The sequence below is a fragment of the Acinetobacter sp. G18 genome, from assembly GCF_052660225.1.
In genome coordinates, this window is record NZ_CP109658.1 from 2,795,607 (window position 1) to 2,811,844 (window position 16,238).

Annotated in this window: 9 protein-coding genes; 6 read left to right on the forward strand and 3 right to left on the reverse strand. The window is 38.6% G+C overall.

The window, feature by feature from the left end; translation table 11 throughout:
* Positions 1–9: 9 nt before the first annotated feature.
* Entirely contained in the window at positions 10–6,630 is a 6,621-nt protein-coding gene (gene ata / locus NE363_RS13290; protein ID WP_445535256.1) for a trimeric autotransporter adhesin Ata, read from the reverse strand.
* Between the two features lie 788 nt (positions 6,631–7,418).
* Between ata and lon the strand changes: the two genes are divergently transcribed.
* From lon to NE363_RS13310, 4 genes are all read left to right on the forward strand, one after another.
* Positions 7,419–9,848, forward strand: a complete 2,430-nt coding sequence (gene lon / locus NE363_RS13295) for an endopeptidase La (protein WP_004703041.1) — start codon at positions 7,419–7,421, stop codon at positions 9,846–9,848.
* Positions 9,849–10,148: 300 nt separating this feature from the next.
* Positions 10,149–10,628, forward strand: coding sequence for a 23S rRNA (pseudouridine(1915)-N(3))-methyltransferase RlmH (gene rlmH / locus NE363_RS13300; RefSeq protein WP_002054393.1), 480 nt, complete (start codon positions 10,149–10,151; stop codon positions 10,626–10,628).
* A gap of 112 nt (positions 10,629–10,740) precedes the next feature.
* The gene (locus NE363_RS13305) at positions 10,741–11,517 is read left to right on the forward strand and encodes a dioxygenase family protein (protein ID WP_346791148.1); all 777 of its coding nucleotides are present in this window, start codon (positions 10,741–10,743) and stop codon (positions 11,515–11,517) included.
* 169 nt (positions 11,518–11,686) lie between these two features.
* The gene (locus tag NE363_RS13310; RefSeq protein ID WP_445535257.1) at positions 11,687–12,796 is read left to right on the forward strand and encodes an META domain-containing protein; all 1,110 of its coding nucleotides are present in this window, start codon (positions 11,687–11,689) and stop codon (positions 12,794–12,796) included.
* 55 nt (positions 12,797–12,851) lie between these two features.
* Here NE363_RS13310 and gdhA read toward each other — a convergent pair whose 3' ends face one another.
* Positions 12,852–14,255 (reverse strand): NADP-specific glutamate dehydrogenase, encoded by a 1,404-nt coding sequence (gene gdhA / locus NE363_RS13315; protein WP_081410012.1) that lies wholly within the window; start codon positions 14,253–14,255, stop codon positions 12,852–12,854.
* Between the two features lie 271 nt (positions 14,256–14,526).
* On the opposite strand from gdhA, the gene NE363_RS13320 reads away from it, so the two are divergent.
* Together NE363_RS13320 and nth are read left to right on the forward strand one after the other, a co-directional pair.
* The gene (locus NE363_RS13320; protein WP_445535258.1) at positions 14,527–15,318 is read left to right on the forward strand and encodes an RnfABCDGE type electron transport complex subunit B; all 792 of its coding nucleotides are present in this window, start codon (positions 14,527–14,529) and stop codon (positions 15,316–15,318) included.
* On the forward strand, positions 15,319–16,005 hold the full coding sequence (gene nth / locus NE363_RS13325; protein ID WP_004703053.1) for an endonuclease III: 687 nt from the start codon (positions 15,319–15,321) through the stop codon (positions 16,003–16,005).
* Here nth and NE363_RS13330 read toward each other — a convergent pair.
* Positions 16,002–16,184, reverse strand: coding sequence for a hypothetical protein (locus tag NE363_RS13330; protein WP_019456871.1), 183 nt, complete (start codon positions 16,182–16,184; stop codon positions 16,002–16,004). The genes nth and NE363_RS13330 overlap by 4 nt on opposite strands.
* Positions 16,185–16,238: the final 54 nt, after the last annotated feature.

Consider the following 16,238-nt stretch of genomic DNA (forward strand, 5'->3'; position numbering starts at 1 on the left):
ACCAGTTTCTTAGTTAATAACACCACTAATACCAATACGAATGCTTGGCTCACCTTGGGATGCAGCTGCTACACCACCGGTGATTGACCAACGACCATTGTCAGATGTTTTACGTAAGGTCACACCGACAGCATTTTCACCACCATGATATGCAGCACCTACAGCATAGGTATATTTACCTGCTACGAATGGTGCATTTTCTAGGGCCATTGCAGCGGCAATACCTGCATTGGCTTTTTTCTCAACGTCATCAATACGTTTATTGGTGTCATAGAACACTTGTTGTAACTGATCTCCCAGATTGGTAATTTTGTTGCCTAATTCTTGGTTCGACTGATTTAACGTACCAATGGCATCATTAATATTGTCTTTACCCGTTCCACCAATATTCTTAGTCGTGATTGAACCATCACTATTTACTGATGTATTTCCACCGATACTGTTTTTAATACTGTCTGAAATATTGTGAATCTGACCACCATTTACGGCTTGATTCGAACCAGCTTTAATCTCGCCATCTTTGACACCTTGGACAACTCGATCACCGTCTTTACCAGCCATATTTACGCTAGTACCACCCGTGTCTTTACCGACCGTGATTTCACCATTTGGTTTTTGCTGTTGAACTAAACCTGCTTTACCATTAGAAATGTTATCAATGTTGTTCTGAATGTTCTTAATATCATTCGAATTCTTATCGACCTGATTTTGAACATTCCACAATTGACCACCATTTACGGCGTCTTTAGAGCCTTCAGCAACTTTACCATCAGCTACATTTTTCAAATTGGTACCTTTATCTCCACCACCTAAAGTGACTGAGTTCTTGTCGACATTGCCATTTTTATCTTTGTCATACTGCACAGCATGATCAGAAAGTTTGCCAATATCTTTACCAATTTGATCTTTAACTTCATTAATTTGCTTATCTAACTGACCTTTATTAATTGCGTCTTTTGTATTAACCCCATCTGCAACATTGGTAATTTGCTTACTTCCAGCATCAATACCATTAATTGTGATGCTTGGACCACCTTTAATGATAAGACCTTGCTGATTCAAAATATGACCACCGACATTTACACTGTCAAATTTCACATCTTTTAGCATCTCAATTTTGACGCCATCTTCTGTGGTACGAGTAATAATGTTTTCGCCACTGGTTTTATCTTCAGCAGTTTCTGGATTAGCCCCACCTACAATATTAAGGGTGTCACCGAGCTTACGATGAACAGCTTTACCCTGAGTTGCTTTCTGGTCATTTGCACCAAAATTCAGCCCTTTTTGGGTCAAGTCATTTACACCATTAGTGACTTTGTCATCTACAGACTTGATTGCGTCATTGATGTTGTTTTTACCCGTGCCACCAATGTTGTTAGTGGTCAGACTACCGTCTGGGTTTACAACTGTATTTCCACCAATGCTATTTTTAATACTTGTTGAGATGTTATGTACCTGACCACCATTTACAGCATCTTTAGAATTTTGTGCAATTACACCGTTCGAGACATCAGTAATTTTCTTACCGCCAGCATTAATGCCATCTTTAGTCATGCTTGGACCATCTTTAATGGTTAAGCCATTATTAGTAAGTATGCTATCACCTGTAGTAACGCTATCTAAAGTTAGATCTTTCTTGGTCGCTACCTCGTAGTTAGTACTGCCATCTTTATTAACAGATTGTTTTACAACAATGTTGTCGCCTTCAGTTACGGTCGTTTTTGCTTTAGTCGCAGTATTTTTTACTTCACTAATTGCATCATTAATGTTGTTTTTACCCGTGCCGCCAATGTTATTGGTCGTCAGACTACCGTCTGGATTTACAACTGTATTTCCACCAATGCTGTTTTTGATACTGTTTGAAATATTATGAATCTGGCTACCATTTACTGCTTCTTTTGAGGTAGATGAAATATTGCCTGCTTTCACATTATCTAAAACCGTGCCGTCTTTACCTTTTAAGGTAACTTTATCTTTGGTCTTGGCATCGTCGTATTTCACCGCAGCATCATCAGTTGCATTTTGCTTGTCAGCAAGATCATCTAACTGACCTTTATTGACTGCATCTTTAGCATTTACACCATCAGCTACATTGGTAATTTGTTTACCACCTGCATTAATACCTTCTTTAGTAATGCTTGGGCCTTCTTTAATAGTCAAACCGTTATTGTTCAAAGTGGTATTGCCAGTAGTCACACTGTCAAACTTCGAGTCTTTTAATAGCTCAATCTGAATACCATCTTGAATCGTACGGGTAATAACATTTTCACCGCTTGTTTTCGCAGCTGGAATTGAAGCATCCGCACCACCTACAATGTCGAGCTTCTCACCAAGTTTACGGTGTACATCTGCTCCACTGTTACCAGCAAAGTTCAAGCCTTTGTTTTCAAGCTCGGTCTTGGTGTTATCAATTTTGCTATTCAATTCAGTTTTCGTATTACCAATCGTGTTGTTTAACTCAGTTTTAGTATCGTTAATCTGAGTCGTTAACTGATCTTTAGTCGTGTCCAGCTTGGTGTTGGTATCAGTGATTTTGCCATTTAAGCTGTCTTTGATTTTAGTTAGCTGATCGACATTCACTGCATCTTTAGCATTTACACCATCTGCCACATTGGTAATTTGTTTACCACCAGCATTTATACCGTCTTTAGTAATGCTTGGACCATCTTTAATAGTTAAACCATTATTAGTAAGTACGCTATCACCTGCAGTTACGCTGTTTAATGTCAGATCTTTTTTAGTTGATACTTCGTAGTTAGTACTGCCATCTTTATTAACAGTTTCTTTTACAACGACATTATCGCCTTCAGTTACAGTTGTTTTTGCTTTAGTTGCAGTATTTTTTACTTCATTAATTGCATCATTGATGTTGTTTTTACCCGTGCCGCCAATGTTATTGGTCGTCAGGCTACCGTCTGGATTTACAACTGTATTTCCACCAATGCTGTTTTTAATACTGTTTGAAATATTATGAATCTGACTACCATTTACCGCTTCTTTTGAAGTCGATGAAATGTTACCTGCTTTCACGTTATCTAAGACCGTACCGTCTTTACCTTTTAAGGTGACTTTATCTTTAGTCTTGGCATCATCGTATTTCACCGCAGCATCATCAGTTGCATTCTGCTTGGCAGCAAGATCATCTAACTGACCTTTATTGACTGCATCTTTAGCATTTACACCATCAGCCACATTGGTAATTTGTTTACCACCTGCATTAATACCTTCTTTAGTAATGCTTGGACCGTCTTTAATCGTCAAACCGTTATTGTTCAAAGTGGTATTGCCAGTAGTCACACTGTCAAACTTCGAGTCTTTTAATAGCTCAATCTGAATACCATCTTGAGTAGTACGGGTAATAACATTTTCACCACTTGTTTTCGCAGCTGGCGTTGAAGCATCCGCCCCACCCACAATATTGAGCTTCTCACCAAGTTTACGATGTACATCTGTACCGCTGTTACCAGCAAAGTTCAAGCCTTTGTTTTCAAGCTCAACCTTGGTACTGTCAATTTTGGTATTTAATTCAGTTTTGGTGTTACCAATCGTATTGTTTAACTCAGTCTTAGTATCGTTTATTTGGGTCGTTAACTGATCTTTGGTATTGTTTAACTTGGTATTGGTATCGGTAATCTGATTACCAAGATCATTTTTAGCATCATTTAACTGATTATTGGTATCAGTGATTTTGCCATTTAAGTTATCTTTTACTTTGGTGAGCTGATCGACATTCACTGCATCTTTAGCATTTACACCATCAGCCACATTGGTAATTTGTTTACCACCAGCATTTATACCGTCTTTAGTAATGCTTGGACCATCTTTAATGGTCAAACCATTATTGTTCAACGAGGTGTTGCCAGTAGTCACACTGTCAAACTTCGAGTCTTTTAATAGTTCAATCTCGATACCATCTTGAGTAGTACGGGTAATGACATTCTCACCGCTTGTTTTTGAAGCTGGTGTTGAGGCAGCTGCACCACCTACAATATTGAGCTTCTCGCCAAGTTTACGGTGGACATCTGCTCCACTGTTGCCAGCAAAGTTCAAGCCTTTGTTTTCAAGCTCGGTCTTGGTATTATCGATTTTGGTATTTAGTTCAGTTTTGGTGTTACCAATCGTGTTGTTTAACTCAGTCTTGGTGTCGTTAATCTGAGTCGTTAACTGATCTTTGGTATTGTTTAACTTAATGTTGGTATCAGTAATCTGGTTACCCAAGTCAGTTTTTGTATCATCTAACTTTTGATTTAGATTGGTAATATTCTGAGCATTTTTACTAATATTGCTCGTGTTTTGGTTTACACGTCCATCCACATTCTTAAGCTGGCGTACTGTTACCGCATCTGAGTCAGCTGAGCCATCTTCAACATTGGTAATACGGCGTTCTTTTCCAGCCGACCCAACAGAAATAACACCATTAGATTTAGAAGCATCACGATTGGTCAGGAAAGAGCTTCCTGTCGCTTCGGTTGCTACAGCATCTTGGCCTAAAGCAACACTATTTTTAGCTTCTACTTTACTACGTGCACCTAAAGCGACACCACCTTCAACTAAAGACTGGGCACCTTGACCAACTGCAACAGCATTTTCTTGGTCGGCAATTGCACCACCACCAATGGCTGCAGCATTTTTACCCGCTGCTTTTGCACCGCCACCTACAGCTGCAGCATTTTCGTTTGTAGCCTCAGCCCCTTTACCAATTGCAGCCGAGTTATCGCCTGTTGCTTGGGCACCGCTACCAATCGCAGCAGCACTGTTTCCAGTCGCTTTTGCACCTTCACCAGGTTTGTTACCAGAGCCAATTGCTGTTGAATTTGTACCCGATGCAAATGAGTTAATACCCATTGCGGATGCACCATCACCTGTTGCTTGTGCAACAGCACCGAATGCAGCAGCACCTTTACCTGAAGCATTAGACATCACACCAAAAGCTGATGAAGCATCACCCGTAGCTTTAGAAGTCATACCGAAAGCCGATGAAAATGCACCAGTACCTACAGCTTGAGTACCTACAGCAGTTGAGCCGTGATTCGCTTCAGTTGTTGGATACTTACCTGCTTTAAGTACCCCTCCCGTAATTTCTGTATAAGTTTCACTCAGCTCAGCATCTTGTGCAATTTTATCTACATCATCACCACCAATAGCAACAGATGAGTTCCCTCTTGCAATGACATCGGCACCAATCGCAATCGATTGATCTCCAATCGCTTTGGTCTGATCTCCAATCGCAATCGACTGATTGCTATAACCCGATGGTGTACCTTCTGCTCCTTTAGTCGATGCATTACGGCCAATCGCAACATCACCACTGCCAACTGTTTGGCTGCTGCTACCCATTGAAATTGCACCAATTCCCGTTGCTCGTGCATATCCACCAATCGCCATTGCGTCACGAGCAGTAGCCGAAGTATTCACCCCAACAGCAATTGCATTACGTCCAGTTGCTCCATCATTTTCAAAGTTGCCACCTTGCTGGCCATTATCATTGATACTGACATAGTGAGTACGAGCCGCTTTTAACTGACGTATAGTGGCAGCATCAGAATCTGCTGCACCGTCTGCTACATTTTGAATACGGCGTTCACTTCCCACATCACCAATTGATAAAACACCGGTTGGAGCTGATTGTTTAGTTAAGAAACTTTCACCCGTAGCTTGGACTGCTTTTGAATCTTTACCTACAGCAATACTATTTTCAGCTTCTGAACGTGCACCTTTACCAATTGCGATACCACCATCAAAAGTAGCCTCAGCTTGGTCTCCAATCACAACAGCATTATCTTTTTGTGCTTTTGCGCCTGTACCAATCGCAACAGACTTTTTACCTTTAGATTCTGAAAATGCACCAATCGCTAAAGCATTTTCTTCAGTGGCCACTGCGCCACCACCAAACGCAATCGAGTCTTTACCGGTTGCTTTTGTTGCCATTTTAGGTTGATAAGCAGCACCTGCTTGCCCCGCAACTGGGTCAGCGTTTTCAATATCTGGTGAACCAATTGCAATTGAACGGTAACCTTCTGCCGTTGCCGAGTGACCAATTGCTAAAGAGCCTTTACCTGTAGCTGCTGCAACATTACCAATGGCTTGAGAAAAATCGGCAGTCGCGGCAGATTGGCGCCCAAGTGCAAGAGCGGTATTTCCAGAAGATAAAGCACCTGTACCAATTGCTACACCTGAAATACCTTGAGTTGTCGCATAAGAACCAATTGCAGTACCTAAACCTTTCTCAACTACAGCGCCAGTACCGACACTGATTGCTCCGCCTTGTTTCATTGCACCAGCATAAGCACCAGTAGAATTATTATAAGGATTGTTACGGTTTGCGATGTTAGAGCCTGTTCGGTCTTGAGTTTGGGCTCCACAACCAATAGCAACATCTTTTTCATTGGCAGTACTCGCATTTCCTTCACGACAAGAAATGGTACCTGAAATAGATGTTCCTTGGCCTACTCCACCCTCGGTATTTGTCCCTGCAAAAGCATTTGGCGTAAAACTAATTAAACTAGTTAAAATAATCGCTGATGCATTTAAAGTTTTTGATTTAGTCTTTGTTTTACCTTTTGCAATTTCAGATGTTGCAACCCATGCTCCAATTGAAGCATTCCAAATGACCTTATAAACTTTATTCATAAAACTTCTCAGACAAATACCAAACTCAAAGACCAACAAAAATGTACAAATACATTTTTAAAATTTTCGGCCCAAAAAAAGAGGCGGCATCCTAATTGAATAAATCTAAAGGGTAAATATAAAAATAAAATAATGATAAGAAAAATTGTGATTTTAATCACAAATTATATTTTTATAATTAATTTTAATTTATTGAATTTAATAAATAAAAAAATAATTAATGACAGAGTGTTTTGTTTTTGTTAAAAATAAGTAAACTTATTTTAAAATAGAATAATAACTCTAAATATATGATTAATTTTTATAAAATTAATAAAAACAAATACATTTTAAAATACATCTGTATATTATAGAAATAGAATATTAACTCCAAAATAAATATCATTATCAATATAATTATTCAGCAATAATTATCCATTTAAAATACAGCTGTATATTATAAATAATAGTGTGTTTATTCTACTCACAATAAATTATAAAATAAATAAAATTTTAAATATACTTAATAAAAAGACTTATTATAAAATAAAACTAAACAAAACATTTGTTTCGAAAACTGATTTCCTTACTTGTACGGCAAAGACTAATTATTAAGTAAAAATGCTTAGCTTCACTACAAAATTTTATTCTTCTTAAGAATTAATCTATTGATTCATAACATTTTTAAAAAAAAGTTGACTAAATTAGTCATTTTTTCAACATTTTCTATTGTCATGCCCTTGTAATTTTTGAAATACACATCACTATAAAAAACATGGCAACCTCGTTGTCACTCATTAGGAGTGCCCATGTCTGAACTTATTATGAATGAAAAAACTGACTTAGAGCCTCAGGTTCCAAGTGTATTACCACTATTAGCCTTACGTGATGTCGTGGTTTATCCACACATGCAAATTGCGCTATTCGTGGGTCGTGAAAAATCGATCAATGCAGTTGATGTGGCTCGTAACAGTGACAATTTAGTATTTGTAGTTGCGCAAAAAGATTCGCTTACAGAAGAAATTGATCACGACAATTTATACCAGTACGGTACAGTCGCTAAGATTGTACAAGTAGTTAATCATGAAAATGATGAAAACTGCATTAAAGTACTTATTGAAGGCTTACATCGTTCTAAGCTCACAAAAATTATCGATGAAGATAGTTATTTGACTGCTGAACATGATCTAAGTCCAATGACTATTAATGTAGATAAGGCAACTCAAGAAACTCGTTTACAAGAGTTACGTAACTTATTTGCTCAATATGCAGAAGCAAAATTACGTAATGCACGTGAACTCGTTGCTGCTGCCAATAAAATCGAAGACTTATTGCAACTTATGTTCTTCGTAGCAACTCGTGTACCTCTAAATATTGAAATTAAACAGAAGTTTTTAGAGCACGATGAGTTTGAAGCACATTTGCAAGAGTTAATGAACTACTTGATGAATCAATCTGCTGAACAGCAAATTGAGCAAACTTTACATGACAGCGTAAAACGCCAAATGGAAAAGAACCAACGTGAATACTTTCTAAATGAAAAAATGAAAGTCATTCAACGTGAACTTTCCGATATGAATGGCGGTGCTGAAGATGACGTTGCTGAAATAGAGAAACGTCTTGCTGAAGCTGATTTACCTGAACACGTACGCAAAAAAGCTGAAGCTGAGTTCCGTAAACTTAAAGCAATGCAGCCAGCATCTAGTGAAGCTGCCGTTGTACGTAACTATCTAGAAGTGATTTTAGATACGCCGTGGAACAAAGCGAGCAAAGTCAGTATTAACTTAGCAAAAGCACAAGAGATTCTTGATGCTGACCACTATGGTCTTGATGATGTTAAAGACCGTATTGTTGAATACTTAGCTGTTCAATCACGTGTGAAAAAACTCAAAGGCCCTATCCTGTGTTTAGTAGGTCCTCCAGGGGTTGGTAAAACTTCACTCGGTGAATCAGTAGCTAAAGCAACAGGTCGTGAATTTGTTCGCATGGCGCTTGGTGGCGTACGTGATGAAGCAGAAATTCGTGGACACCGTCGTACTTATATTGGTGCGATGCCAGGTAAAATTGTGCAGTCTTTAACAAAAGTCGGCGTGAAGAACCCATTGTTCTTACTCGACGAAATTGACAAGATGGCACAAGACTACCGTGGTGACCCAGCTTCTGCATTGCTTGAAGTACTTGATCCATCACAAAATAGTAAGTTCAACGATCACTATTTAGATCTTGATCTTGACCTTTCTGAAGTCATGTTCATCTGTACTGCAAACAGTATGAATATTCCAGAAGCGTTACTGGACCGTATGGAAGTCATTCGTCTACCGGGTTATACCGAAGATGAAAAAGTAAACATTGCTGAACGTTACCTTGTTCCTAAAGCAATTAAGAACAACGGTTTACGTGCAAAAGAGTTAACAATTCATGAAGAAGCGATTCGTGACATTGTTCAACGCTATACACGTGAAGCTGGTGTTCGTAGTTTAGAACGTGAAGTTTCTAAAATTGCGCGTAAAGTGGTAAAAGAAGCAGTAAGTAAAAAGTCTAAAAACTTACAGCTTGACATTACCTCTGCCAATCTTCCTGAATATCTAGGTCCACATAAGTTTGACTTTGGTATTGCTGAAGATGAAGCACAAGTAGGCCGTGTAAATGGCTTGGCATGGACTTCTGTAGGTGGCGAGTTACTTACTATTGAAGTTGCAGCTGTTAAAGGTAAAGGTAAATTTATTACAACTGGTTCACTCGGTGACGTAATGAAAGAATCGATTACCGCAGCAATGACTGTAGTACGTACACGTGCTGATGAACTTGGTATTGAAGCGTCTCGTTTTGAAGAAACTGATGTACACGTTCACTTACCTGAAGGTGCAACTCCAAAAGATGGTCCATCTGCTGGTTTGGCATTAACAACTGCGCTTGTATCAGCATTTACTGGTATTGCGATTCGTCCAGACATCGCAATGACAGGTGAAACAAGTCTTGGTGGTCGTGCGATGCGTATCGGTGGCTTGAAAGAGAAACTTCTTGCTGCACATCGTGGTGGAATTAAGCTTGTCTTTATTCCTCAAGATAACGTTCGTGATTTGGCAGAGATTCCTGACAATGTTAAAGAAGGATTAGAAATCAAACCTGTGAAAAGCATTGATGAAATCTTACCTTTAGCATTAACTGCAATGCCAAAGCCTTTACCCAAAACACCGATTGTAAAACCGGTAGAAGGTTCAAAAGCAGCGCGTCACTAATTGAAAAATAAAAAAAAGAGAGCTTCGGCTCTCTTTTTTTGTTACATAATTTGATTGAAAAATATCCAACCATCCTCATAATAAGAAGTAAGAGTGATTAATTTTATTATTTACTCTTATCTATCTTATGTTACAGATAGCCTTGTTTTTATTCTCTATGGTCATCTGAACTCCAGACAGATGATCATTTGATCGCAGTCCAACACCATTTTTTGGACTGCGTTTTTTATGCCCAGTTGCACCCCGCGGTTATCATCTCCTCAGGTATAATGTTTCAGCCGTTTTGACTAAATAGACCACATGAAAATTCGTATTCTGACCATTGGTCAAAAAATGCCTGCTTGGGTACTTACTGGTTTTGAAGATTATTTCAAACGCATCCAGCCTTTTGTCCAGACTCAAGTGATTGAACTTCCAATGGCAAAACGCGGTAAAAATGACTCGGAAGCGGATATTTTAAAATACTGTCAAATTGAAGGTGAAAGTATTTTAAATGCGTTAAAACCAAACGAGACACTGATTGCTTTAGAGGTGGGTGGTCGTGAACTCAGCACAGAAAAGCTAGCTGACACCATGAAACAATGGATGCTTGAAGGAAATGATGTGGCACTGGCTATTGGCGGTCCAGATGGCTTATCAGATCAGGTACGTAAAGCTGCTGCTTGGCATTGGTCACTCTCAAAACTAACTATGCCTCACCCTTTGGTGCGTGTTTTATTAATTGAGCAATTATACCGAGCAATGAGTATTAATCATAACCATCCGTATCACCGCGCATAAATGGAACAACCGTTTCATTTTAAGAACAATCCGTTGAAATCTAGATACTTTTAACATGTCTTGATTTTGGCATAATGAATACTATTCTGCTTTTCAACTCAGGTGTAATGAAATGGAACTACAAACCCTTCCCGGACTGTTTATTTCACATGGTTCACCCATGCTTGCACTTGATCCAGAACAAGTGGGTCCTGCTTTACACCGTCTTGGTATAAATCTACCAACTCCAAAAGCAATCATCGTGATGTCTGCTCATTGGGAAAGTAAAGCACTTGAAGTAAGTAGTTCAACACGACCAGAAACATGGCATGACTTCCGTGGTTTCCCGCCCGAGTTATACGAGATTCGCTATAGTGCACCTGGTCAACCCGAACTTGCCGAAGAAATATTGAAGTTATTGGCAGACGCTCATTTTGTTGCACATGCCAATAGTACTCGTCCTCGCGACCACGGTGTATGGATGCCTCTTTTACACATGTATCCAGATGCAGACATTCCCGTTGTTGAAATTTCTTTGCCGATGACCTTAAGCGCTCAAGAAATTTATCGAATTGGACAAACGCTTGCGCCTTTACGTGAAAAGCAAATCTTATTGATTGGTTCTGGAAGTATTACCCATAATCTTGCTGAGTTGTCTTGGCAAGGTGACAATTCAAATGTTCCTGAATGGGCTTCAACTTTTAGAAATACCGTCGTTCATAAGCTTTCACATCAAGATTACGATGGCGTGTTGGAATGGCAATCACTGCCTTATGTAAAACGTAATCATCCAACTCTTGAACATTTTGCACCGTTATTTTTCGCTATGGGAACTGGTCATCGTTTTACGATTGTTCATAGCAGCTTCACAATGGGTTCATTAGGTATGGATATATATCGTTTTGATTAATTTTTAGGAAATACCCCGTTTTCGCGGGGTATAGCATTATTTTTATTAAAAATTCGAATAATTTACAAACTTATACATTTTAAAAACCGAAACAATCATATGTTTACATTTTCTTTTTTTAAGAATGTTTTAAGCTTAGTGCTGTTGTTTTTTTACTTGAAGTTTTTAAATGAAAATTAAATATTTAATTCTTGCGTTATTACCTTTTTCTTTGATGGCGTGTCAAACAGTTTCACATACTCAAGCTCCAATTGTATCTGAGCAACAACAAAATCTTGCAGCAACTCTAAGTGAATATACTTGGACTTACCAAAATGTAAAAGCATCTAAGCCACTTGTTCTTAACTTTAATGCAGACAGCAAATTAGCAATTAACACAGGCTGTAATGGTCAAGGTGGTACTTGGAAAGTTGAAGGTAACCAGCTTGTAACCTCTCCACTTGCATCAACAATGATGGCTTGCCAAGACGATTTAATGAAACAAGAACAATTGTCTAATAGCATCTTTAGTGAAGCAAAATTGCCAATTGAAATTAGTAACAGCAATGGTCAGGTAATCTTAAGCGTGACAGATAAAGCAGGTCAAAAGCATATTTTCCAAGGCGTAAAAGCAACTAATACTCAAGCTTTAACTGATTATTCATGGTCATACCAACCTGAAAATACTAAAAAGCCGATTGTTCTTAACTTCACAAACGACCGTTTATCTATCGCAACAGGTTGTAACCGCCAAGGCACTACTTGGAAAGTTGAAAACAATACCATCTTAACTGCTGATGTAATGTCGACTATGATGGCGTGTGAACCTGCATTAATGAAACAGGAACAATTCTCTAGCAGCCTGTTCCAAAAACGTGCGATTCCATTTGAAATTAATACAACAAATGCTGATCAACCAACATTGACAATCGTTGATGCTCAAGGTCAGAAATATACGTTCACAGGTAAAATGACACCTGAAGCAAAATACCAGTCTGAAGGTAAAACTGTTTTCCTTGAAGTAGCGCCAGAAACTAAATCTTGTACGGGTGTTGCGCCACAAACTTGCTTGCAAGTTCGTGAAGTTAAATATGATGATAAAGGCATTAAAACTTATGCCGACAAAAACTGGTCATTATATTATGGTCAAATTGAAGGTTTTGAACACAATCCAAACCAACGCGTAATCTTACGTGTAAAACGCTTTGAAGTGAAAAACCCAGCAGCAGATCAATCTAGCCAAGCAGATGTGTTAGATATGGTTGTAGAGCAAGAAATGGTTAAAAAGCCTAAAAAATAATTTTTAGACTAAAAAAAATCCGATGCTTTTGCATCGGATTTTTTTATTTCTACAATTAATAAATACCTTGTGCAAGCATCGCATCAGCAACTTTTACAAAGCCTGCAATATTGGCACCATCTACATAGTTCACACTACCGTCTTCTTTAGTACCGTATCTAACACAATTGGCATGAATGTCTTTCATGATTGCATGTAAGCGTTCATCAACCTCAGCATGTGTCCAGCCCAAACGAATTGCATTTTGAGACATTTCTAAACCTGAAGTTGCTACCCCACCCGCATTAGATGCTTTACCCGGAGCATATAAAATCTTAGCTTCAATAAAATGTTCAACAGCTTCAAGTGTAGATGGCATGTTAGCGCCTTCAGCTACACAAATGACACCATTAGCGATAAGTGTTTTAGCATCTTCATCGGTTAATTCATTTTGTGTTGCACATGGTAAAGCAATATCTACAGGAATATGCCAAGGTGTTTTACCTTCAAAATATTCAAAGCCATGCTTAGAAGCAAACTCAGAAATACGTCCACGTTTAACGTTTTTCAGCTCCATAACTTCAGCCAGCAACTCATCTGTAAAACCATTTTTTAGATAAACAGTACCATTAGAGTCCGATAAGCTGACCACTTTTGCGCCCAAGAACATTGCCTTTTCCGCAGCATATTGAGCAACGTTACCAGAACCAGAGACCGATACAGTTTTACCAGCAAAAGATAGCCCACGTGTTTTTAGCATTTCTTCTGCAAAATAAACCGTACCATAGCCTGTAGCCTCCGGACGCATTAAGCTACCGCCAAATGAAATTCCTTTACCAGTAAATACACATGCAGTGTCATTACTGAGTTTTTTCATCATGCCAGCCATGTAGCCTACTTCACGCGCACCCACACCAATATCTCCAGCAGGGATATCGGTATTTGGACCTAAATGACGGTAAAGCTCAATCATCAGAGCCTGACAGAATCGCATAATTTCAGCATCAGATTTACCTTTAGGGTTAAAATCTGAACCACCTTTCCCACCACCCATTGGTAAAGTGGTCAGTGAGTTTTTAAAAGTTTGCTCAAAACCTAAAAATTTCAAAATAGATAGGTTGACCGATGGATGGAAACGCATTCCACCCTTAAATGGACCAATTGCTGAATTATATTGAACACGAAAAGCACGGTTCACTTGAGTCTGTCCTTGATCATCCATCCATGAAACACGAAATTGAATTACACGCTCTGGTTCAACCAAACGCTCTAACAATCCCTGCTCTGCATATTCCGGATTTTTTTCAATAAATGGCCACAAGCTTGTCATGACTTCTTCGACAGCTTGTAAAAACTCAGGTTGATGCGGATCACGCGCTTGCACGTAATTCAGGAATTCATTCAGGTTGTTATATTTCAATGCACGGTCCTCAGCATAGTAATGAATTAAATTGGTGCAATACATTTTAAAATGCATCATTTAGCAGCAAAATATTAAATCCCTTTCCATCAATTTTAACAATAGTTATTTTAAATTATTTTATTTTTCTTAATTATCATAAAGTTAATTTTAGAAAAACTATCTAAAAATCAATAATAGTCATTTATCATTTCAATTTTTTTGATCTATTATTGTGCAATATTAGCTACATTTTAGGTCAATCAAAAAGCCTATAAATTCGTTAAAATCCATTGACCTTACTTCGGTTTTTCTTCATTATCGCATCGTTTTAAACAAGCTATTTTCCTCTATGAATCCATCTATTTCTCTCATACGCGAGATCGATGCGTTATTGCCACAAACACAATGTGGTTTATGTGGACACCGTGACGGTTGTCTACCTTACGCAAAGTCCATTGCTGAAGGTGAAGATGCAAATAAATGTGTTCCTGGTGGACAGCCAGTGGCCGATGCGCTCGCAAAACTATTAAATCGCTCGTCATTGCTTGCTGAAACAAGTGTCTGGCCTCTACAAGCAGATGGACGCCCACAACGTATGAAAGCGATTATTCGTGAAGACGAATGTATCGGATGTACAAAATGCATTAATGCCTGCCCTGTAGATGCCATTATTGGTAGTGGTAAGCTCATGCATACCATTTTGACTGATCTATGCACAGGTTGTGAGTTATGTATTCCACCCTGCCCAGTTGACTGTATTGATCTGGTCGAAGACACTCAAGCTTTACCAAATGAACAGCAAAGAATTGCAGAACAAAATGATTTAAGACAACGTTACTACGCGCATATTCAACGCGAAGAGAAACGTCGTAGACATCGCAAAGGCCCTGTGGTACGCGCTGAAATTGACACACAATTTTTTGCAAAGTTCTCTCAAGCACTTGATGATCTGCCTTCAATTCAAATCATTGAGAAGTCGAAAGAAGTAATTGTAAATGACGCAAAAACGACTATTGAATTAGCTAAAATTCGCACACAAATTAAAAAGTTGGAAAAGCAGCTCAGTGTTCGAGAAGATGCAAAAAAGCGTCTTCAACTTGATGAACTACAACAGCAACTCACTCAATTACAGGAGGTCTGAATGGCAGTCAAAAATATGACGAAAAAGCAGATTCAAATTTTCTTTGAACGCCTTCGTGAACAAAGACCTTCTCCTGAGACCGAATTAAAATATTCATCTCCATTCGAATTATTAATTGCTGTCATGTTATCGGCACAAGCGACCGATGTTAGCGTAAACAAAGCAACAGATAAGCTTTATCCTGTCGCCAATACTGCTGAAAAAATCTATAACTTAGGTGTAGACGGTTTAAAAGAATATATAAAGACCATTGGCCTTTACAACGCGAAAGCTGAAAATGTCATTAAAACCTGTAAGATTTTAATGGAGCAATTTAACGGTGAGGTTCCAAGCAATAGAAAAGATTTGGAAGCTTTACCAGGTGTAGGACGTAAAACAGCCAATGTGGTTTTAAATACTGCTTTCGGACAACCAACTATGGCTGTCGACACGCACATTTTTCGTGTGGGAAACCGTACTGGCTTAGCAGTAGGCAAAAATGTACTTGAGGTTGAACACCGTTTAGTTAAGGTGATTCCGAAAGAATTTATTATAGATGCACATCACTGGTTGATATTACATGGCCGTTACTGCTGTATTGCCCGTAAACCGAAATGCTCAGAGTGTGTGGTTGCCGATGTATGTAACTGGCCAGACCGCTTTGAATTTGGTGCTATAAAAGCAATTCCAACAAAGAACCTCAGTTAATCCTGAGGTTTTTTAATCTGCTGCAATTTGGGATGTAGTTGACGTTCTCGTCCGTTCTTTTTATTTTCCAAAGCCTGTTGTTTCTGCACATGACGTAGCATTTTTTGACTTTGATATAGTAAAAATAACAGTAGAGCTAAACTTAAAATTACCACTACAATCAAAATAATTTTCAGCAAAGAAGTATCCTCAATCCACTCAAACTTTGAGTGTTATATGCCATAACATAATCT